Genomic DNA, 21,555 nt, shown 5'->3' on the forward strand with positions numbered 1-21,555 from the left:
GCGGGCATCGTATAATGGCTATTACCTCAGCCTTCCAAGCTGATGATGCGGGTTCGATTCCCGCTGCCCGCTCCAATCTCTTTATCTCAATTTACTCATAAAAATCCGATGGCGGAGCGAACAAACGGCGGCAGCGTTGTTTCCATGATAAGTTTGGTCGAGTTACGTCATAAAACATGTCTTTCCATTCTGCAAACGTCACGCGGATGGGATTAAAGCTGTTTACAGGTTTAGAAACCCCATACCGAACCGTTTCCACCTCTGGTTCAAACGTTCCGAACATTCGATCCCAAATAATTAATACACCCGCATAATTTTTGTCGATGTACTGACGGTTCACACCATGATGAACGCGATGGTGAGACGGCGTGTTAAATACCCACTCTAGTGGCCCGAGCGAACGAATTGATTGGGTGTGAACAAAAAACTGTAAGCCCAGATTAAACAACACAACGAAGACAACCCATTTTGGCTCAAAACCAATAATCACCAAGGGCAACCAAAAAATCCACATCCCCGCTAGCGGATACATTAAACTTTGACGAAAGGCGGTACTGAAGTTCATTCTTTCCGAACTGTGATGAACAACGTGCGCGGCCCACATCCAACGAATACGATGGCTAGCCCGATGAAACCAGTAATAGAAAAAATCTTGCAGGACAACAAGTAAAAGAAAAGCTGAGACGCTCATTTCGATATCAAACAAACGCCAATCGAACCACCACAAATACAACTGAGCAATCAGTAAACCCGTGAGTATGTCTGTCGCTTGGTGTAAGCCCGCAAGAACAAAATTACACGCTACTTCAGGGAAGTAATACGTCGCGCTTTCAGGCAAGCGTCCCCTTCTTTGTCCGAACCAATATTCGGCAAGCATGCAGAAAAAGAAAACTGGAGCCAGAATCATCAGAAGTAATTCTGGGCGGTCCATCAACTGCGTCCAATCCATTGTGTTTCTACCATTTTGCATAGTGATCTTCAGTAAGACCCATAACTTCTTCTAACTGATGTTTGATGCCATTTCCATCGATAAGATAGCCAGAGAAATAACCGATATACTGACGAAAGTTACTTTTGAGAAGCCAAAAATTTTTCTTCTCTGAGCGTCGATTCAAAGGCGTGAACTGTAAGTTAACTCGTTTATCTTCAGACGTAATATGCCACTTTTGCCCTTCATCACTTCGTGAAAACTGAAACTGCACAGGTTGCAAAAAGTGACGCTGACCATTAATCCACAATACATTTTCGCAATAGCCAGTTTCATTAACGCCAGCTGCCAAGTTCAACCCCAGACGCCTGTCATCCTCAAAGCAATTGATACTCGCCCAGCGCCAACTTGTTTCTCGCCGCATGTACCCAGCGGAAAAATCGTAACCAGCAGCCACCTCTGAAAGATCTTGCTCTTTTCCTAATATGAACAAGTTACCGTCTACTGCTAACGCATTGTGCTTCTGAGTATATGTCCAACCCGCATAACCTGTTGGCGTACACAACATTAATGGCAAACTCATGTTTTCTGGACGTAAATAGAGATCCGCATTGACTGACTCTGTCACAAAGTGGACGTGCCAAATACCATCCTTAATAGAAAACTGAACTCTTTTGTTAGCAAGATGGGCAAGACTGCACCAACTGGAAGGCTGAGTTTGATAACCTATATTAAAAGGTTTCAACCATTGTTGCTCAATCAACTTATTCTTTTTAATATCAAACAGGTAGCAAAAGCCGGATGCTAAATACCGTATATCAGCAATCGCTACTCCAATGACGTAATCAGGTGTGACCAAATTGACGAACTGAAACTGCTTATAATCGCGGTAACGGCGCCACTTAGACACTGGCTTATCCATCTCATCGAGGTAAGTAAATTTATCTAGCTGTAACGATGTTGGAATTCCATCAAGGTGGCCAAACGCTGGTAGACCATTCTGCTGAATAAACGAGTTCAGAACCTTAAGCTCATCCATATAGTTGTCTTTTCACAAGTTATCACACACAAACTTTAACATGACGTTAACATAAACAATTTGCGTAACTGCACAACAACATCGACTAAAGTGATTTCTGCTTGTTATATGTGAAACTGATCACTCAACCACCCGCTTACTTAGCTCGCCCTACCTATCTCAACCAACACTGCCTGGGTTAGAAGCTGCACATTCTCATCCGCAGGAAAGACCACTACAACCATTGAATCTTGGTCAAAATCACTATTTAATGGAAATACATTCATATAAACTGATTGCTTATTCACATCAAGGAAGAAATCTATGTCATACATACACGATACTATTGTTGCGTTGCAACACAGTAGCCCTGCGCAAAAAGAATTTTACCAAGCGGTAGAAGAAGTATTAACTTCTCTCGCGCCGGTAATAGAAGGCAATAATAAATATAAGGAACAAGCGATTATCCAGAGGATCGTCGAGCCAGAACGTCAAATCATGTTTCGAGTTCCTTGGGTTGATGATGCTGGAAATGTACAAGTAAACAAAGGTTATCGAGTTGAATTCAACTCTGCTTTGGGGCCGTACAAAGGAGGATTGAGATTCCATCACTCAGTCAATGCGAGCATCATAAAATTTCTCGGCTTTGAGCAAATCTTTAAAAACGCACTGACTGGCCTTCCTATCGGTGGCGGCAAAGGCGGTTCAAACTTCGATCCTAAAGGAAAATCCGACGGCGAGATCATGCGATTTTGCCAATCATTTATGAACGAGTTGTACCGTCATATCGGTCCTGCCACCGATGTTCCCGCAGGCGATATCGGCGTCGGGGCGCGCGAAATTGGCTATATGTTTGGTCAATACAAACGATTGACGGGGCGCTACGAAGGTGTGCTTACAGGCAAGAGTCTGCTTTGGGGGGGCTCACTCGCCAGAAAAGAAGCGACAGGATATGGCGCCGTCTATTTTGCAGAATGCATGCTCAACGACCGCAACGATTCATTGAAAGGGAAAACTTGTCTCGTTTCTGGTGCTGGCAACGTGGCTATCTACGCCATTGAAAAACTGTACCATATGGGAGCAACGCCAGTTACATGCAGCGACTCTCGAGGTACGATCTATCATGAGCACGGTATTGATCTTAAGCTCCTAAAACAACTGAAAGAAGTGAAAAGAGCAAGCTTAGAAGAATATTTAGAAACTTACCCTGAAGCAGAATACACACCAGAGGGCGACTATCCTAATGAAGGACATGCTGTTTGGCGATATCAGGCTGATGCTGCCTTCCCTTGTGCGACTCAAAATGAATTAACGTCAGACGACGCACTGGCTCTTATCGAAAACGGATGTATTTTGATTAGTGAAGGGGCGAACATGCCAACCACCCGTGATGCTGCCAATATTATCGTGGACTCAGACATAGCTTATGGGCCTGCCAAAGCAGCCAATGCAGGCGGTGTTGCAACCAGTCAACTTGAAATGGCGCAAAACGCCAGCATGCAAAACTGGACGTTTGAACAAGTGGATAGTCAGTTGCAAACCATCATGAAAAATATTTTCATCAATGCAAACGAAACCAGTAAAGAGTTTGGCCAACCTGGAAATTTAGTTTTAGGCGCCAACATTTCAGGCTTTAGAAAAGTCGCTGATGCAATGATTGAGCAAGGTGTCGTCTAGATGAACGAGCCAGCAGGATGACTGCTGGCTTAATATAACTCCGCAATAGGCCGCGCTTTTTGATAAAGAGCTCCACTTAATTCGCAATAAGCGTTGTCACTTCTGTTTTAACGGAGTTGGCGATAAAGCAATTCTCATGGGCCATGTGGTGCAGTTTTTCTAATTGAGATGGTGTCGGTTGTTTTTCACCTGAAAATGTTATCTTAGGGTTTAACGTTACCTTTGATACCCACTCTTTTCCGTTTTCGCCTTTTTCAAGCTCCCCTACCGCTTCATCGAAGTAACTGTCCACAACGTAACGCCGCTTTGCTGCAATAGACAGGAAAACGAGCATATGACAACTAGAAAGTGCCGCGACAAACGCTTCTTCTGGATCAACGTTTTCTTCTACGGATAGTGGTAATGGTACTACGTGGGGAGATGGAGATGCTGGGACTTGCAACCCTCCATCAAATTGCCAAATGTGTGCCCTACTATACTTATTATCCTTAAACTCTTCGCCAGCTTTACGATGCCATTTGATTAAAGCGGAATGCTTACTCATTCTAACTCCCTGATTTTCCGACGACGAATCAACACTATCCGTCCTTGCCACAGTAAACCACAACAAAATGAGTTAAGGAAAGCATCGCACTCACAGGGACTATAAAATCTGTTGAGGATCGGCATTGTTCTTCTGGATATCATCCAAAAGTCTATGAGACTGATGGATGTTGACCTGTAACCGATTGATCAGCATCTGCAACTGCTCAATCTCGGGACTTTGGTTGGCTTTAAGTTGAGTTTCCAGGGCCTCCGTTTGGCTCGCCAAAATAGGTAAACTTAGGTTCAGTGCCATCCCTTTCGTTTTGTGCAACGTCAGCTCTAATGAAGCAAAGTCTTCAGCCATAAAGTATTCAATAAGCTCATCAACAGATGTCTCAAAATCGACAATAATGCTTTTTAGCAGCTCGTCGAGCGCTTCTGGCTCATCTCGTAAAGAAGCAAACATGCCTGAGCGGGAGAGTTCTTCCTCTGTTAACCTTAAGTTCTCGATTGGCTTACGCTGCAACTGAAGCACATTGCTGTCACTCGTTAGTGGCGGATTCTGTTTCGGTTCGAGTCTGGCGGCAAACTGTTTGAGAGCGTCTGAAAAGCTCTCATGCTGTAGCGGTTTTGTAAGCACATGGTCTGCTCCTGCTTCAATAAAGCTATCATGGGCTTCACGAAATACGTCTGCCGTGTACGCAAAGAGTAATGTCTTGATACCTAACTCTTGTCGGATAACGCGTGTCGCCTCAACGCCATTCATCTCGGGCATATGGTTGTCCATCAAGATCAGGTCGTACTCGTTCTCTTTCGCCTTTTTAACCGCGATTAATCCATTTTCTGCAACATCCACTTCATGCCCAAGCTTTTCGCAAAACCCCTTTGCCACAATGGCATTCACACGGTTATCATCAGCAAGTAGTATCTTTAAATGGTGTGATTTTGCGCGAGGTTTCGGTGCTTCTTGCTGCTTTTTCGGAGCAGATTCTACCCAAGGAATCGGCAACTCAACGATAAATTGACTTCCAACGCCTTCTATACTCTTCAGAGTAATATGGCCACCCATCAAATCGGTTAGTTTTTTGACGATGGCTAACCCAAGCCCTGTTCCGCCGAACCTTCGAGTCGTTGATGAGTCTGCTTGCTCAAACGAGTTAAAAATATGCTCGTGCTTGTCTGGCGCAATACCAATACCGGTGTCGCTCACGCGCATGACCAACAACTGATTCGATTCATCTAACTCAGTTCTAACCAGCACATGCCCTTCGTTGGTAAACTTCACCGCGTTACCGGCGAGATTAAACAAGATCTGTCGTAAACGCGCACAATCTCCAGTAAATTCAGTATATTCAGAAACCTCGTTTTCCAAGATTAACTCGATATTTTTTTCATCAACAAGTGGTTTTATTGCGCTACACACCGGAGAAAGCACTTGATCGAGCTTAAACTTAGCTTGCTCAAATTCCAGTTTGTTTTCTTCAACTTTAGAAAAATCCAAAATATCGTTGAGGATAGTCATCAGATGCTGGCCAGAGTCAAGAATAACCCTAATGTGCTCTTTCGTCGTCGGCTCTTTGGTCTCTTCTGCAATCATTTGAGAAAGCCCTAGTACGCCATTCATCGGCGTTCTTAGTTCGTGACTCATTGCAGCGAGAAAATTTGATTTCGCTTTTGCCGCTCGCTCGGCTTTGTTTCTCGCCTCTTCAATTTCAAGATTCAACTGTTTTAAGTTATGCATTCGGTGATGCGACTGATAAACAAACGCGCTAACTAGAAACATCACCGCGATAAATACAAACAGCCACGTAAAACGCGCCTCACTTTGAGCAATATTGAGTAACCGATGCTCTGAGCTTTCGACAAACTCAATATAAGTGTGATCAAGCAGTTCATTCGTCAGCAATTCAATTCTTTTATCACTCGTTTGAAGCCGTTTAAGGAAGTTCGCTTCCTTTTCACTCTCAACTTCGGTTTGTGTTAGAAGCAACTGGTTGAGAAATTCAAAATAACGACTGCCACCCAATGATTGACCGCTATCGATAGAAACCTCTTGCTGATACAAATTGAACAACATGAGTAATGCATACCGGTTTTCTACCTGAACACCAATTAACATATCAAGCTTCAACGTTATTTGAAGCACTCGCTCCTTAAACTGTTCAAGCGTATCCCTAACTTTTATACGATTGGGTGTCACAGGAAACCAAACTGATGCCTTTGATGATTCCAACAGTGCCTGTGCTGCGATTTCTATCTCTACTAAAGATGTTGTTAACTCATAGTTTTTCCTATCTTCAACGGCATATCGGTTCACGATAACATCACGCTCTTCAATCAACTCATGTCCGATATTCATTAGCTCTGCATGAAATTCTTGAGCGTTTTTTGAGTTCATATACGACATATACGCCAGTGTGCAACACGCCAGTATCCCAATAAAAAAGCAAAAATTGATCAGTTTGAATTTATTCATTTTCCAACACCTCTAAAATTATGGGTCTAGGTGCTGTCAACGACTGCAAGAATGCTTCAATGTCCGCGACATTCTCATCGTTCATCGTTATACCGAGTTGGGTTTTAGCCATGATTTGTATCGCGTCGGATAACTTATCGACTTGCCCATTATGAAAATAAGGACTCGTTAGCGCGACATTGCGCAAACTGGCTACTCTAAAATAGAATCGCTCTTCATCTTCTATCGTAACGAGTTGCCTGCCCGAGTCCTCTACTACTGGCTTATCCTTGAAATAGGCGAACCTTTGGATCATCGCTCCGCCGATATTTTTGCCCTGATGACACTGCACACAACCTGAAGTCTGAAATGTTTTCCAACCTCTGATTTGCTGTTCACTCAGTACATGCGTGTAACCCAATAAGTAAGCATCGAATGGTGCGCCAGGCGTCTGCAGCCCTTCAACAAACTCCACAATAGCGGACTTGATATTATGAACGTTAATCGGCAATTCACCGTCACGATTAAATAGCGCTTGATAATGTTCACTCTCTTTTACATATTGCTCTATTGTTTGCCAGTTTGAGTCCATTTCCATTGGATTATGGATTGGACCATCAATCTGAGCCATCAAGGTGTTTTCCGTACCATCCCATAAAAAACGATAATTTAACGCTGCATTAAACACTGTTATAGAATTTCTAATTCCATCACCTTTCACCCCCGTAGAGACAGGTGTATTTTCAGCGCCATTGGTTTGCAGATTGTGGCATGTCGCACAGCTGACATTACCATTTGACGATAATTGAGGATCGCGGAAGAGATGCCAGCCAATTCTCGCTAGCTTAATATCCACATTAGGATCACCCTGTATGGGCTGAACTAGGGAGATATCACCTAACATCTTCGCGTTTCTTGCGGTTGTTGTTTGGCTCAAAATGAGTGTTACAACAGCTAGTGCGATTGCGCTGAATTGCCTCATCAACTACATACCTTAAACTTGTCATTGATATGAATTTAGTTGCATTTTGGCGTTTTTTCCACCGACAGGAAGTTGAAAAAACGAGTTAAGTATTGCTTTGTTTAAGGCTTTGGTTGAAGAGGGAGTAATAAGGCGAATAGGAAGAAACTTATCGCCTTATGAGTAGCTAACGTATTGAAATCTGAGTTTAGTGTAGAAAAGCCAAAAACCGTTGAAACCAAGTCACCTCTCCATAGGAGATCAGATCGAAAATAGTAAAGAAAACGGCACAGATAACGGCCAACTTAATCAAACGCTGAACAATAAACATAAACATCACAATTACCAATAATTTGCTTTAGTTTACTATCTCACACAGCGTTTATATATAAAAAAGTAGTCTCCTAATTAGCCTCGGCAACTTATTCATTAGAACCTATACTCAAGCATCTCTAAGTTATTTGGATATACTTGAATTAGGATTTCAAAAAGTCCCTGTGACCACACAAGGAGGACTGCATGAAACGACTATGGATATGGTTCTTACCTTTACTCTTGATTGCCAGTCAAGCACTGGCGAATACCGTTTGGATTGTTCCTGTCAAAGGCGCTATAGGGCCTGCTACTAGCGACTATTTATCTCGTGAAATAGAAGAAGCTCAACTAAACGGTGTCAGTTTAGTGATCTTAGAGATGGACACACCAGGCGGCTTAGACAGTGCAATGAGAGATATTATTCACGCGATTACCACCTCCTCCACTCCAATTGCGACTTGGGTTGGCCCGTCAGGATCTAGAGCGGCTAGCGCAGGGACATACATTTTACTCGCCAGCCACGTTGCCGCAATGGCTGAAGCCACCAACCTTGGCGCGGCAACGCCCGTCGCGTTAGGTGGTGCCCCTCAGCCCCCTTCATCGGATGATGGCAAAGATCAAAACGCGGAAGAAACGTCAGAAGGAACCAACGAAGGTTCAGAGAAAGTTCCCGCGAAAACCGCAATGGAGAAAAAGGTGATTAATGATGCTAGAGCCTATATTAAAGGCTTAGCAAAGCTTCATGGCCGAAATGCAGAGTGGGCAGAGAAAGCAGTGAGCGAAGCAGCGAGTTTGGACGCCACAGAGGCATTGGAATTAAACGTTATTGATTATATAGCCAACTCACCAGAGGATTTAGTCAAAGCCATTGATGGACAAACTGTTAAAGTTAACAATCGTGATGTGACATTGTCACTGGAAAATCCCGTATGGATTGAAAGAACACCCGATTGGCGAGCAGAAATGCTAGCCGTTATCACCAATCCAAACGTTGCCTACATTCTAATGCTCATCGGCATCTACGGTTTACTTCTTGAATTTTACAACCCAGGAATTGGCTTACCCGGTGTGCTAGGTGGGATTTGTCTGCTTCTTGCCATGTACGCACTACAAATGATGCCCGTCAACTACGCAGGTCTTGGTCTGCTGTTACTCGGTATTGCACTAATGATAGCGGAAGCATTCAGCCCGAGCTTTGGTATTTTGGGCTTAGGCGGCGTTGTCGCCTTTGTACTCGGTTCGATATTTCTCATGGACAGTGAGTTTCCAGGATTCCAGATCGCCCTTCCTTTGATTTTTGGTATTGCCATATTTTCCGTGGCTCTAATCGTGCTGACCGTCGGCCTGCTGCTCAAAATTCGTCGCCGGCGTGTAACGACGGGTTTAGAGACTTACCCTGGGAAGGTCGCCGTGGTAAGCGATGACTTTATCGATGGCGAAGGACGCGTTCAACTCAACGGTGCGTTATGGCGAGCTAAAGCCAAAGACCATCAACAATTCAAACAAGGTGATCACGTCACCATTGTTAATGTTAAAGGGCTGACCTTAACTGTGATGCCTGATGACCGCCAAAATAAATAGGAGGCGCTTTATGATGCTCTATACCGTTGCGGTGATCGTGGTGCTGCTGTTCGCACTAGCGACCCAAATGTTCAGGGTTTTGAGAGAATACGAACGTGGGGTTGTGTTCTTTCTTGGTCGATTTCAAGAAGTCAAAGGACCTGGTTTGATCATCCTTATCCCATTTATTCAGCAAATGGTGAGGGTTGATTTACGTACTGTCGTTTTGGATGTGCCGACACAAGATTTAATTACCAAAGATAACGTTTCTGTGCGCGTCAACGCGGTCGTTTATTTTCGCGTAGTCGATCCTCAAATGGCGATTAACAATATTGAAAGCTACAGCGATGCCACCAGTCAGTTAGCACAAACCACGCTGCGCTCGGTATTGGGTCAGCATGAACTCGATGAATTGCTATCAGAGCGAGAACGCCTCAATAAGGATTTACAATCCATTCTCGATCAACAGACTGATGACTGGGGAATCAAGATTGCTACGGTTGAAGTCAAACATGTTGATTTAAATGACAGCATGGTCAGAGCCCTAGCCCGTCAGGCAGAAGCAGAACGTAACCGTAGGGCGAAGATCATTCACGCTACTGGTGAGTTAGAGGCTTCAAATAAATTAAAAGAAGCAGCGCAAATGCTCAACGAAGCACCGAATGCACTGCAATTACGTTACATGCAGACACTCACTGAAATCACTACAGACAAAACATCCACTATTATTTTTCCAATGCCGATCAATCTTGTCGAAGCTGTCAGTGATATCGCCGAAGCGGTGAAAAAGAATAAAGAGACACAAGATAAGTAAGATTCTGCCCCTAGGAAGTAACGACCACTCACGTTACTTCCTTATTTGGTACTCGCTTTAAGGATGTGCCCATCTTCTTTATCACATTCTTGTTTCATTACTTCTAAGCCCGTTTTAAAGCATGTTCGCCAAGCGGTTTCAACATCGGCATCGTACCCAGAATCACACTGCCGAACCGTTTCTAACAAACTCTCAAGCCAAACATCAAAATCCTGCGGCTCTATACCAATATCTGCACTTGCATGCTTTTTCCCATACTTTTCCACCATTTTGTGCGCTTCGGTCGAGGTATCTGCCATCATAAAAAACACGATAGACCCTCTAAGCATTCTCACTTGTTGGTGCATGTCTATACCGTCAAACTTCTGTCTAAAGTTGGCGCTTTTCGACCATAAATTTTTGTAGAACAAGTCGAAAAACTCCTGATCTGAAGTACAACGTTCATAGCTATCATTAAAAACTTCAATCACGTTCATGTTGCTTTCCCCTACGCCTCAATATGAGTTTAATTTAATATCAAATAAAAGCTTCCAAATAAGGACTTTTAAGTTTCAAATCGATCAACTCACATCGATTTTCAACAAAAAGTAAAAAGTGATTTAAATAAACACCCTCTTATCAATGAAAAAATATCCATTATCATGAACCCATATTCGAGGTACGCATGGTTTTCGATGCTAGTGCATCCTCATCTGTCATCACATAAAGAGGATATAAACGTGTCCCATCAAATCATTACCGATCTAAATAACCGTTACACTGCAAAAAAATATGATGAAACCAAGCGCGTTTCTCAAGAAGACATGGCGATAATCAAAGAAGCACTGCGTTTGTCGGCGTCTTCTATCAACTCACAACCATGGAAATTCATCGTTATTGAAAGTGATGAAGCGAAGCAACGTTTCCACAATACGTTTGCAAATATGCACCAGTTTAACCAACCACACGCGAAAGCCGCATCACATACGATTCTGTTTGCTTACGATCCTAAATTTACTAAAGAGAAATTTGCGAAACGTGTGGATGCAGAAGTAACATCTGGCCACTTGCCAGCGGAGATGTACAACAACTTTATGGGTGCTTACGCTTTTGCCGATGCAAATACGGACGAAAATGGCTTCAACGGAAACTGGACAAAAGCACAAGTCTATTTGGCACTAGGCAACCTACTACACACATTGGCACGACTAGGCATTGATTCAACACCGATGGAAGGTGTCGATCCGGCTCTGATTGGAGAAGAGTTTAAAGAAGAGCTCGAGGGCCATATTTGTGAAGTTGCGCTGGCGATTGGCTACCATAAAGATGGGGAAGATTACAATCATGGTCTTCCAAAAGCACGCCTTGCAATGGATGAGGTAATTACGACTCTATAGTCGACCATTGTCTTAGCTTAGCGACTTAACTCATTGTTTAAACTAAAAAGAGCCGCATTAATGTGCGGCTCTTTTTTACTTGGTTCTGCGTCAACGTTACGCAACTTGCTCTGACTTAAAATTACCAAGCAATGCATCGTAAAGCTCATTGTCGCTTAACACACCAACCAGCTTATTATCTTCAACCATAAGCAGAGGCTGATTGCTGCGCTGTTTAAGTTCAATCGCTTCTCGCATACTGATTTCTGGGCTAACCTGAACCAGAGAGTTTTCATTAACTTCATCAAGGTTCGAAGAATCGCTCTTCCATTGAATCAACGATTTACCTTTATCCGCTAAACTTAACCCCTTGCTCTCTTGTATCACCCAAATATCTTTATCAGGGCAAATCAGAACACGCGTATCTTCGCGAACCAAATCGTCACGCATTAAGGAACGTCCCTTCAGCACATTTAATGGATTAGTGTGAGCAACAAAGTCCGCCACATAATCGTTTTCTGGAGCAAGAATGATCTGTTCTGGCTTGCCATGTTGAATCAGCTTTCCTGATTCCATAATGGCGATGTTGTTGCCGATTTTAAGCGCCTCATCCAAGTCGTGACTCACAAAAAGAATGGTTTTGTTTAGCTTTTCTTGCAGCAGAATCAATTCATCTTGAAGCTGAGCACGAATCAATGGGTCAAGCGCTGAAAACGGCTCATCCATTAACAAGATATCTGTGTCCATCGCGAACGCTCGCGCCAGGCCAACACGCTGCTGCATACCACCAGAGAGCTCGTGCGGGAATTTCGTTTCCCACTCAGACAAACCGACCATTTCGAGCTGTTCACGCGCTTTTTTACGGCGCTCAGCTTTACCAATGCCTTGCATCTCTAGACCAAACGCTACATTGTCTAACACCGTTAACCATGGCATCAATGCAAACTTCTGAAACACCATGGACACGCGGTGCGTACGAAGGTGGCGCAGCTTCTGTTCGTCACAGTTAGAGAGCTCAACCATATCGTCGCCATCTTTGATTTTCAGAGAGCCACGAGAGATATCGTTCAATCCGTTAACCGTTCGCAGCAAACTTGATTTACCCGAGCCCGAAAGCCCCATCAAGACACAGATCTCACCCTGTTTCACGTTCAGCGAAACATTATCAACCCCAACCACTTGGCCAGTTTCATCAATGATTTCTTGTCGAGACTTCCCTTGATCTAGTAGTGCTAGCGCCTGTGCTTGTTGCTGACCAAAAACGACATCAAGATTTTTAATAGTAATAGCGTCCATGATTATGCCTCCTTCTGGTTTGGTGCTTTACACAAGCGATCAAGAATGATGGCAACGAGTACAATCGCTAAACCAGCTTCAAAACCTTGCGAGATGTTTACCGTATTCAGTGCGCGTACGACTGGTTTACCAAGTCCATCAGCACCAACAAGCGCCGCAATGACTACCATAGACAGAGACAACATAATGCACTGCGTAACGCCAGCCATAATACTTGGCAATGCCGCAGGTAACTCCACCTTAAACAGTAGCTTCATGCGGCTGGCACCAAATGCTTTACCCGCTTCAAGTAGCTCCTCCGGCACTTTAATAATGCCGAGGTACGTCAATCGAATGGGTGCAGCGATAGCGAAAATGATGGTCGAGATTAGACCAGGGACAATACCTAAGCCAAACAGAACCAAGGTTGGAATTAGGTAAACGAATGTCGGTACGGTCTGCATTAAATCGAGTATTGGCCGCAACAAGGTGTATAACCAAGGACGGTGCGCCGCCATAATGCCCAACGGCACGCCAATTAATACGGAAATCGTTGTCGCTGCAAACACAAGGACAAAGGTTTCCAGCATTTCTTGCCAGTAACCAAGGTTGAGAATTGCGAGTAAGGCCAACACGATAAATACGACAAGAGGAATGCTGCGATGTAAGAACCAAGCAATTGCCGCCGTCATAATGATTGGCGCTGCAGGTGGCATCCATTTAAAAATGTCCACCACGAAAAGAATGATCGTTTCAAGTGTAATAGAGATTGCATCGAAAAAACCCGATGCATTGATGGTTAACCAATCGACGCCAGTTTCCATCCATTGGCCCAACGGTAGTTTGTTGTCCGTAATAAAATTCAAAATAAAACCTTTGTGTTAATGAAGCGGGCAAAACTGCCCACTTTCTTTTAAAAAAACGAGCTCAAATACTGCTTATTAAGCGTTTGTTTTTAAGTAGTTTGTAATAGCTGTTAGCGCATCTTGGCCATCCACCGTTTTCACGCCTTCTAGCCACGCTGCAATTTGCTCTTGGTTTGCATTCAACCATGCTTGCGCTGCTTTTGATGGCTTCTGTTTCTGGTTAAGAATCGCTTCCATCAGTTCATTTTCCATTTCTAGGTTAAACTCTAGATTTTTCACTAGCTGACCTACATTTGGACACTCAGCGAGGTAATTTTTACGTACGTTTGTGTAGACGTTCGCGCCGCCGTAGTTAGGACCGAAGAAGTCATCACCACCCGCTAGATATTCCATTTCAACGTTACTATTCATTGGGTGCGGCGCCCAACCTAGGTACACAATCCATTGATTGCGGCGTGCGGCACGTGATACTTGAGACACCATGCCAGCTTCACTGGACTCAACTAGGCTGAAATCTTTTAGGCCGAATGCGTTGCTATCAATCATTGACTGAATTAAGCGGTTGCCATCGTTTCCTGGTTCAATGCCGTAAATGCGGTCTTTAAATTTGTCGGCATGTTTTACTAGGTCAGCGAAGTTGGTTACGCCTGCGTCATAAACGTATTTTGGAACCGCTAGCGTGTACTTTGCGCCAACGAGGTTCGCGCGTACGGTTTCAACAGTACCTGCATCACGGTATTTCGCGATATCACCTTCCATCGTTGGCATCCAGTTACCTAGGAAAATGTCGATATCGCCATTAGCCATAGAGGAGTAAGTTACAGGCACAGACAGAAGATCGGTCTTCGTTTTGTACCCCAACCCTTTAAGTAACTCTGATGTAACGGCAGTGGTCGCTGTGATGTCAGTCCAACCTACATCTGCGAAACGAACCGTTTCACATTGGTTGGCGTAAGCGCCTGTTGCTAAAGTACTTAGTGCAATTGTTGAGAAGATTTTTGTCATCTTAGACATGTTGAATTCCTTGTAATGATTACTGACTTTTTCATTTTATGAGATCGAATCGAGATCTCTTTTTGGCGGATGCATTCGTTGCATCTCTTGCCAGTCCGGTGCAATCCAAACTGGTACGTTGTTCGACGTTTCTAGGGCGTTATCCAAAATCATATCCGCGGCGCGTTCTGCCACCATAATCGTTGGCGCATTTAAATTACCGTTCGGAATGGTTGGGAAAATAGAAGAGTCCACCACACGCAAGCCTTGAATACCGCGTACTTGGCATCGCTCATTTAAGACGGCTAATGGGTCATTATCTGCGCCCATTTTGCAGGTACAAGATGGATGGTAAGCACTCTCGACGTTTTGCTTCACCCATTCATCAATCTGTTCATCCGTTGTGATGTTCAGACCGGGTTGGATCTCATCCCCACGAAACTCATCCATGGCTGGCTGATTGAGGATCTCGCGAGTAAGGCGAATACAATCACGCCAATCCTGCTTATCTTGTTCAGTGGAAATGTAGTTAAACTCAATCTTCGGCTTATCATTCGGATTCGCAGAGACAACTTCGACCGACCCGCGACTTTCTGGCTTGTTAGGTCCAACGTGCACTTGGAAACCATGACCATCAAAAGCAGCTTGCCCGTCATAACGCATTGCCGCTGGCAAGAAGTGATATTGAATATTTGGCCACTTTAGTCCTTCACGAGAGCGGATAAACGCACACGATTCAAAGTGGTTAGTCGCACCAAGGCCTTTGCGAGTTAATATCCACTCAGTGCCAATCAAGCCCTTGCTCACCAAACCTAATTTGCTGTTGAGCGTGATAGGTTGTTTACAGTGATATTGGAAGTACACTTCTAAGTGATCTTGCAGGTTTTTACCTACTCCCTCCAACGAGTGTTTCACCTCAATGCCCGCTTTTTCTAATACTGCCTTAGGGCCAATGCCTGAAAGCTGCAACAGCTGAACGGAGCCAACCGAACCCGCACTCGAAATCACTTCATTATTCGCAAAACATTGCTGAATTGAACCTGACTTTTCAAATTCAACGCCGACCGCTTTCTTGCCTTCTGCACCAGTTTCTTCTAATAAAACTCGATGAACCGTCACCCTCTTCATTAGGGTGAAGTTTTTGCGTTTTTTAGCACGGCTTAAGTATGCATTAGAGGTTGAAGCGCGTACGCCTTTGTCGACCGTCATATGCATTGGGCCAAAGCCCTCTTGCTGATAGCCGTTGTAATCTTTTGTTTCTGGGTAGCCCGCTTCTTTGCCTGCATCAATAAAAGCTTGGTACAGCGGGTTGAGCTTCATATCGTTGCCGTTACATGTGCCGACTGGACCGTGATCGCCCCGATATTCATCAGCACCACCAATCCAAGACTCTGCTTTACGGAAATAAGGCAAACACGACTGATAGTTCCAGCCTTTCGCGCCTTCCTCTTCCCACTGGTCAAAGTCACAAGCGTGTCCGCGAACGTAAACCATGCCGTTGATAGATGAGCTACCGCCCAGAACTTTTCCGCGAGGACAATGAAGTTGGCGACCATCCAACCCTTGCTCTTCAACCGTCTCAAACTGCCACGCGTATTTTTCAGTGTTCATCGGGTAAGAAAGCGCTGTTGGCATTTGGATAAAAATACTTTTATCCGACCCACCCGCTTCGAGTAATAGGACCGAATTTTGACCACTTTCACTTAAGCGATCCGCTAACACACAGCCGGCCGAACCCGCACCGACGATGATGTAATCGTAGTGTTGTTGCATTTTATTCTCCTCGGAGTTAATACTAATCACCGTAGATAAGTGAGCGAAATTAGCGTAGGAAAAATGCTTGAGAACAAGGCGGAAATTTTGATAAGTAGTTAACCTACAATCAAAATTGACAACGTAGTTATCGAGCATTTTAACAAGCTAAAGTGGTCAGTTATCTACTATGAGTAGTATCATTTGTAAGGGCTTTCGAAGTCGCTTAGCTGAACCAGAACACTCTTCGTTTGCGTGTAATGTTTAAGGGTTTCGACTCCGTTTTCACGGCCAACACCTGATTGCTTGTAGCCGCCAACTGGCATTTCCGCAGGTGAGTCACCCCATGTGTTCACCCAACAAATACCCGCTTGAATTTGGTGGATCACACGGTGCGCACGAGATAGGTTTTGGGTAAATACACCTGCCGCTAAGCCATAATCGGTGCCATTTGCACGCGCAATCACTTCCGACTCATCGCGGAATTTCAGAACTGACATTACCGGGCCAAAGATTTCTTGTTGAACGTGGCTCATGTCATCATCGCAATCGACAAATACGGTTGGAGCAACAAAGTTACCATTAGCTAGGCCATTGTCTGTTACTTTGTAGCCGCCAGTCAGTAACGTCGCGCCACTCGCTTTCGCGGCTTCAATCGCTCCTAGAACTTTCGATTCATGATCTTTAGAGATTAGCGCGCCAATTTGCGTGTTCTCATCAAGCGGATCGCCGACGACTAACAGCTCGGTTCGGGCTTTAAGTTGTGCGATAAAGTCGTCATAAATACCTTCATGGACAAATACGCGTGTACCGTGCGTACAAACTTCACCTTGGGTGTAGAAGTTCGCCACCATGGCCGCAGAAACGGCATCGTTTAACTTCGCATCATCAAAAATAATCAGTGGAGACTTACCACCCAGCTCCATCGTTACTTGTTTTAGTGTCTTAGCGCTGTCACTCATGACGACTTTACCGGTGCCTGACTCACCCGTGAATGACACTTTTGCGATATCAGGATGCGCCGTTAGCATCTGTCCTACTCGGTAATCCCCTTGCACGACATTAAATACGCCATCTGGCATGCCCGCTTCTGAATAAATTTCGGCGAGCTTAAGCGCCGTTAATGGTGTTTCTTCTGATGGCTTGAAGATCATTGCGTTGCCCGCAGCCAGTGCTGGCGCCGATTTCCACATCGCAATTTGAATTGGATAATTCCAAGCACCAATACCGGCGCAAATGCCCAATGGCTCACGACGTGTATAGAAAAACTGATCGTCGCTGAGTGGCTGCTGTTCACCTTGTAGACTTGGAGCAAGACCCGCATAGTACTCAAGAACATCGGCACCTGTTGTGACATCAACCGCGATAGCTTCTTGAATTGGCTTACCAGTATCTGCCACTTCCAATGCAGCCAGCTCGTCATTACGCTCACGTAAAATGGCAACGGCTTTGTGTAAAATACGGCTGCGCTCAATCGCAGTCATCGCCGACCATGCAGCAAAACCTTTCTTTGCCGATTCAATTGCTGCTTGAAGATCGTCTTGGTTCGCTTGTTTAATGTTGGCCAATGGCTCACCATTCGCCGGATTGTAAGTGGTGAAGTGTTCACCTGAACACCCGTCGTACATCGCACCATTGATATAGTGTGCTTTCATTTCCATTTTGAAGACCTGTAACTTTTATATTTTTTCAGAATAAAACGTAAGTTGTTTTTCGAGATAATCGTTGATGATGACTCTCGCTCTTTCTGCATCAATGCCTTGCGGGTTGAGCGTTCCGCGCAGCCAAATTCCATCAATAAGTGATGCAATACCATGAGCAACCAATTCAGCCTGCTCTGCATTTAATAATGCTTTGAGTTCTTTTCTTAGGTGGGACAATAGACGTCGTTCGTTGACACGCTGCAAACGCTTGAGCTGCTCGTCATGCATTGAGTACGACCAAAACGCCAGCCAAGTCTTAGCAACTTGGTTTTCTGCCTGATAGCCGACAAAGTTACCATCAATGATGGCGTTAATTCTTTGGTGATGAGCATCACTTGGCAGCTCACGTAACTTCTGTGTGATAGTGGACGAAAGCTGACGCAAGATTTCGCGCATCGTTTCCTCCAGCAATCCGTGCTTACCACCGAAATAGTGGTTGATAATCCCCGTTGATACACCGGCTTCTTTGCTGATTAACGAAATACTCGCCGCGTGTAAACCGACTCTATCAATCACTGACATTGTCGCTTTCACAAGCTGCGGTTTTCTGATTTCAGGCATCCCCACCTTTGGCATTTTGCGTCCCTGTTATTTTTAATTGAACGGTTAGTTAAATATAAAATGCCTGAAAATTAATTCGAACTCAAATTATTTTTAAAGAAAAATGTTAGTAAAAAAGGATGAAAAGTTGAGGGTGTACGAAAAATCGCTCGGTAAGAACTTGTCGGGATAACTAGATTTCAGTTTAAGAACAAACAAACAAGAAAAACAAAATCAAACACTTAAATCTTTCTCTATTTTTAAAACGATGATGAACGAGTTGATTTTTGAACAACAAAAATCTGTGCCACAAAAAATTTATATCGACCACTAATCATTTCACCTGTACACGGTTTATTTGTACAAAGAATAGACACACTAGTTTGTTATAGTTTTGTAGACACAAGTGGCATTCGCACTTTGAAGGTGAAGGAGGCAAAAAGAGAGGTTATGTTGAACGCCATGAATATGCGATTCGATATCCTTAAGCCATTTTTAAGTAATATCGCCAAGTGACTTTAAGATGTTAGATTCAGCGTTTTATATTCGAAGCAAGGATCTCAAAGTCACTTGGCTATCAAAGTAAATGGGAGGGATAAGTTCAGATTCATCGTGCGATGAGCCTGAACTCTTGATTTCTGTTACGCTAGCGAGCGACCTTTCACGCAGTTGCGTCCGTTCGCTTTCGCTTGATAAAGCAATTTATCGGCCTGATCGCAAAGTGATTTAAAGCTCATCTCATTATCTTCAGTGGTAACGACTCCAAAACTACAGGTCACTCTCACTTCTTCTTTCTGTTCCGTAACAAAGCCATGTAGGGATAAAGCGCTACGTAAACGTTCGGCAGTAATAAGGGCGTTTTCATGGTCTGTATTGGGCATAACAACAACAAACTCTTCACCACCAAAGCGAGCAACAATGTCGTTTTCACGTACAGTTTCCTCCAACACTTTGGCAACGCCCGTTAGTACGGTATCTCCAAACACATGCCCATAGGTATCATTTACCTGCTTGAAATAATCCACATCGATTAACGCTAAAGTTACTGGCCCCGATTGTGGTTTATTTGGCACCATTTTCTGTTTATCGAGTTTGCTATCTACCCATTTATTTAAAGCTAGATAACCGTACTTAACTTGCTCGACTTGCTCAAAAACAAAGTGTTGTATTTTTTCTTGCTTAGATTGAGGTACCGGTTTCTCTTTTCGCTCACGCCTCACTTCTACTGGCTTAGTGAACCAGTCCTCTAAAAAACGGCGATTGAACAACCCTGTCAATGTGTCTGTCTTTGCGAGGCGACGCATTCTCAAACGCGAGCGATTGACGACGAGAAATACTACCGCCATCAAAAATAGAACACCGATGAGCGCAAGTAGCGCTTCACCCAATAAGTAAAAAGTACGACGGTTATTTTCTAGCTCCATACGCTGCAAAACATTGTTCCAGTTGAGATCTTCGTTCTCATATTCAAGTCGTTCCAACTCAAATAACGTCTGCTGGCGCTCAAGATTTTCAACTTCTCTTTGATTGCTAAATTGGATAAATTTATCGTGATAGTTACCGTAAGTTTCGAATGCTAGTTTAAAGTCATTGCTTCCCGCATAGGCCATAGCGGCGACTTTTAGTAGCTCCATTTGCTGTTGCTTGACGTATCGACTCTCTATAATCTCCGGCAGCATTGGCGCGATCATCGCTAAAAGTATTTCAAATTGCTGCTGCTCTAACATATATTCGGCTTGTAACAACTTAAATGTTGCCAAATACGCGCTAGACGTTTCTCTGTACTGTAAATTCTCCGCCAGCTTCAAGTGGTTAACCATCTTCTTTTCTTGTTTCGTCTCGCGATATAAAGCTGCAAGTTCAAGGTTAACTCGAAATCTAAAGCGTCCATCACCGATAATTTGAGCCAGCTTTAACGCTCGCTGATATGATGCTATCGCCTCTTCGTATTGGAACTGTGCTTTATGAAGTTTCGCTATCGTCAAAACGCTCAACAACTCATTGAACGACATACGCCTATCCCTAAAATAGCAATATGCTTGTTCCAAAAGCGCCTCAGATCGGTCGTAACCCTGAATTTTGACAAGTACGTCACCTAGCTCTAGTGCTGCACGTTCGACCAGCCCGTGAACACCTGAAGATTCAGCCGCATCCATGGACGACATAAGTGCAGCATAGGATTTTTTAAACTCACCTTGCTCATCGTAATAGCGTCCTTTTAGCAACAGGATTTCTGATTCAAGTTGCTTATCACCATTCTCACGCGATGTTTCCAACAAGCTATCCAACGCAGAAAGCGCGGTATCGATATCGCTCTTTCCAACCATAGTTCGCATCTGAATCAGCTTAAACAGGAGATACTCATGGCTCTGTGGACGCACAAGCTCCAATCCTTTTCGAACGACACTCTGACTCTCTTCTAAGCGCCCTAGCAGCTCTAAAACCGTGGCCTTGGCAAGCCAGTAACGCACCAACAGCGCTGTTGGTTGGTTTTGTAGTAAAGACTCTTCTTCTAACGCTTCAATCAAAGCTAAAGAACTCTGAGGTAATGCGTAAATTTGATTTTCGATGCCTTCTAACGACTGTAAAAACTTACCTTCCTGTTCCACCTTTTCTGTGGATGCCTGAACAGAAAAACACAGACACCCCAATAATAGAGGCATCGTCCTAAGCGAATGAAATAGTGACATTATTGCTCTTCCCTAATGGGTAGTTACTTCAGTGTAATTGAGAATTCTGATTATTTATTATTAAGACAACTGAAGGTTATTCAGTCAGCCTCATATTCCCATGTATTTTGCGCTGAATAATAAATCAC

17 protein-coding genes and 1 tRNA gene are annotated in these 21,555 nt (G+C 44.0%); 5 read left to right on the plus strand and 13 right to left on the minus strand.

Features of this window, described 5'->3' with window-relative positions; all coding sequences use genetic code 11:
* Window positions 1–75: transfer RNA gene (locus tag R7E51_RS00005), tRNA-Gly, on the plus strand.
* A gap of 16 nt (window positions 76–91) precedes the next feature.
* On the opposite strand, the gene R7E51_RS00010 is transcribed toward R7E51_RS00005, so the two are convergent.
* Both R7E51_RS00010 and R7E51_RS00015 read right to left on the minus strand, forming a co-directional pair.
* A complete protein-coding gene (locus R7E51_RS00010) occupies window positions 92–949 on the minus strand; it encodes a sterol desaturase family protein (protein WP_005373167.1) in 858 nt (285 codons plus the stop codon).
* Between the two features lie 7 nt (window positions 950–956).
* Window positions 957–1,967 (minus strand): DUF2804 domain-containing protein, encoded by a 1,011-nt coding sequence (locus tag R7E51_RS00015; protein WP_053307607.1) that lies wholly within the window; start codon window positions 1,965–1,967, stop codon window positions 957–959.
* Window positions 1,968–2,270: 303 nt separating this feature from the next.
* Between R7E51_RS00015 and gdhA the strand changes: the two genes are divergently transcribed.
* On the plus strand, window positions 2,271–3,623 hold the full coding sequence (gene gdhA, locus R7E51_RS00020) for an NADP-specific glutamate dehydrogenase (protein ID WP_025767881.1): 1,353 nt from the start codon (window positions 2,271–2,273) through the stop codon (window positions 3,621–3,623).
* A 76-nt stretch (window positions 3,624–3,699) separates the two neighbouring features.
* Here the strand turns inward: gdhA and R7E51_RS00025 are convergent, their stop codons facing one another.
* From R7E51_RS00025 to R7E51_RS00035, 3 genes are all read right to left on the minus strand, one after another.
* A complete protein-coding gene (locus R7E51_RS00025) occupies window positions 3,700–4,167 on the minus strand; it encodes an OsmC family protein (RefSeq protein ID WP_025767882.1) in 468 nt (155 codons plus the stop codon).
* A gap of 99 nt (window positions 4,168–4,266) precedes the next feature.
* Entirely contained in the window at window positions 4,267–6,624 is a 2,358-nt protein-coding gene (locus tag R7E51_RS00030) for an ATP-binding protein (RefSeq protein WP_025767883.1), read from the minus strand.
* Complete coding sequence (locus R7E51_RS00035) at window positions 6,617–7,585, minus strand: cytochrome-c peroxidase (protein WP_017820324.1); 969 nt, start codon at window positions 7,583–7,585, stop codon at window positions 6,617–6,619. The genes R7E51_RS00030 and R7E51_RS00035 overlap by 8 nt, the downstream gene beginning before the upstream one ends.
* A gap of 498 nt (window positions 7,586–8,083) precedes the next feature.
* Between R7E51_RS00035 and R7E51_RS00040 the strand changes: the two genes are divergently transcribed.
* Entirely contained in the window at window positions 8,084–9,460 is a 1,377-nt protein-coding gene (locus R7E51_RS00040; protein ID WP_206957753.1) for an NfeD family protein, read from the plus strand.
* A gap of 10 nt (window positions 9,461–9,470) precedes the next feature.
* Entirely contained in the window at window positions 9,471–10,253 is a 783-nt protein-coding gene (locus R7E51_RS00045; RefSeq protein WP_053304734.1) for a slipin family protein, read from the plus strand.
* A gap of 41 nt (window positions 10,254–10,294) precedes the next feature.
* Here the strand turns inward: R7E51_RS00045 and R7E51_RS00050 are convergent, their stop codons facing one another.
* Entirely contained in the window at window positions 10,295–10,729 is a 435-nt protein-coding gene (locus R7E51_RS00050) for a globin (RefSeq protein ID WP_017633662.1), read from the minus strand.
* A gap of 243 nt (window positions 10,730–10,972) precedes the next feature.
* Between R7E51_RS00050 and R7E51_RS00055 the strand changes: the two genes are divergently transcribed.
* A complete protein-coding gene (locus R7E51_RS00055) occupies window positions 10,973–11,629 on the plus strand; it encodes an NAD(P)H-dependent oxidoreductase (protein ID WP_017633663.1) in 657 nt (218 codons plus the stop codon).
* A 96-nt stretch (window positions 11,630–11,725) separates the two neighbouring features.
* On the opposite strand, the gene choV is transcribed toward R7E51_RS00055, so the two are convergent.
* The 7 genes from choV to R7E51_RS00090 form a co-directional block, all read right to left on the minus strand.
* Window positions 11,726–12,904 carry a choline ABC transporter ATP-binding protein gene (gene choV / locus R7E51_RS00060; RefSeq protein ID WP_017633664.1) on the minus strand — a complete coding sequence of 393 codons (1,179 nt, stop codon included), beginning with the start codon at window positions 12,902–12,904 and terminating at the stop codon, window positions 11,726–11,728.
* A 2-nt stretch (window positions 12,905–12,906) separates the two neighbouring features.
* Entirely contained in the window at window positions 12,907–13,749 is an 843-nt protein-coding gene (choW, locus tag R7E51_RS00065) for a choline ABC transporter permease subunit (protein ID WP_005392552.1), read from the minus strand.
* Between the two features lie 75 nt (window positions 13,750–13,824).
* Entirely contained in the window at window positions 13,825–14,763 is a 939-nt protein-coding gene (locus tag R7E51_RS00070; RefSeq protein ID WP_017820327.1) for a choline ABC transporter substrate-binding protein, read from the minus strand.
* 36 nt (window positions 14,764–14,799) lie between these two features.
* Window positions 14,800–16,515 (minus strand): choline dehydrogenase, encoded by a 1,716-nt coding sequence (betA, locus tag R7E51_RS00075; protein WP_005373209.1) that lies wholly within the window; start codon window positions 16,513–16,515, stop codon window positions 14,800–14,802.
* A gap of 179 nt (window positions 16,516–16,694) precedes the next feature.
* Complete coding sequence (gene betB, locus R7E51_RS00080; RefSeq protein ID WP_206957754.1) at window positions 16,695–18,155, minus strand: betaine-aldehyde dehydrogenase; 1,461 nt, start codon at window positions 18,153–18,155, stop codon at window positions 16,695–16,697.
* Window positions 18,156–18,173: 18 nt separating this feature from the next.
* Window positions 18,174–18,773 (minus strand): transcriptional regulator BetI, encoded by a 600-nt coding sequence (gene betI / locus R7E51_RS00085; protein ID WP_064369302.1) that lies wholly within the window; start codon window positions 18,771–18,773, stop codon window positions 18,174–18,176.
* A gap of 605 nt (window positions 18,774–19,378) precedes the next feature.
* Window positions 19,379–21,400 carry a diguanylate cyclase gene (locus tag R7E51_RS00090; RefSeq protein ID WP_439334139.1) on the minus strand — a complete coding sequence of 674 codons (2,022 nt, stop codon included), beginning with the start codon at window positions 21,398–21,400 and terminating at the stop codon, window positions 19,379–19,381.
* Window positions 21,401–21,555: the final 155 nt, after the last annotated feature.

The organism is Vibrio sp. Vb1166, assembly GCF_033338695.1.
In the GTDB taxonomy this organism is placed as follows: Bacteria; Pseudomonadota; Gammaproteobacteria; order Enterobacterales; family Vibrionaceae; genus Vibrio; species Vibrio alginolyticus.

Coding starts and splice junctions, on each gene's coding strand:
- R7E51_RS00010 (WP_005373167.1), bottom strand. CDS start 949: ATGGATTGGACGCAGTTGATGGACCGCCCAGAATTACTTCTGATGATT.
- R7E51_RS00015 (WP_053307607.1), bottom strand. CDS start 1,967: ATGGATGAGCTTAAGGTTCTGAACTCGTTTATTCAGCAGAATGGTCTA.
- gdhA (WP_025767881.1), top strand. CDS start 2,271: ATGTCATACATACACGATACTATTGTTGCGTTGCAACACAGTAGCCCT.
- R7E51_RS00025 (WP_025767882.1), bottom strand. CDS start 4,167: ATGAGTAAGCATTCCGCTTTAATCAAATGGCATCGTAAAGCTGGCGAA.
- R7E51_RS00030 (WP_025767883.1), bottom strand. CDS start 6,624: ATGAATAAATTCAAACTGATCAATTTTTGCTTTTTTATTGGGATACTG.
- R7E51_RS00035 (WP_017820324.1), bottom strand. CDS start 7,585: ATGAGGCAATTCAGCGCAATCGCACTAGCTGTTGTAACACTCATTTTG.
- R7E51_RS00040 (WP_206957753.1), top strand. CDS start 8,084: ATGAAACGACTATGGATATGGTTCTTACCTTTACTCTTGATTGCCAGT.
- R7E51_RS00045 (WP_053304734.1), top strand. CDS start 9,471: ATGATGCTCTATACCGTTGCGGTGATCGTGGTGCTGCTGTTCGCACTA.
- R7E51_RS00050 (WP_017633662.1), bottom strand. CDS start 10,729: ATGAACGTGATTGAAGTTTTTAATGATAGCTATGAACGTTGTACTTCA.
- choV (WP_017633664.1), bottom strand. CDS start 12,904: ATGGACGCTATTACTATTAAAAATCTTGATGTCGTTTTTGGTCAGCAA.
- R7E51_RS00070 (WP_017820327.1), bottom strand. CDS start 14,763: ATGTCTAAGATGACAAAAATCTTCTCAACAATTGCACTAAGTACTTTA.
- betA (WP_005373209.1), bottom strand. CDS start 16,515: ATGCAACAACACTACGATTACATCATCGTCGGTGCGGGTTCGGCCGGC.
- betB (WP_206957754.1), bottom strand. CDS start 18,155: ATGGAAATGAAAGCACACTATATCAATGGTGCGATGTACGACGGGTGT.
- betI (WP_064369302.1), bottom strand. CDS start 18,773: ATGCCAAAGGTGGGGATGCCTGAAATCAGAAAACCGCAGCTTGTGAAA.
- R7E51_RS00090 (WP_439334139.1), bottom strand. CDS start 21,400: ATGCCTCTATTATTGGGGTGTCTGTGTTTTTCTGTTCAGGCATCCACA.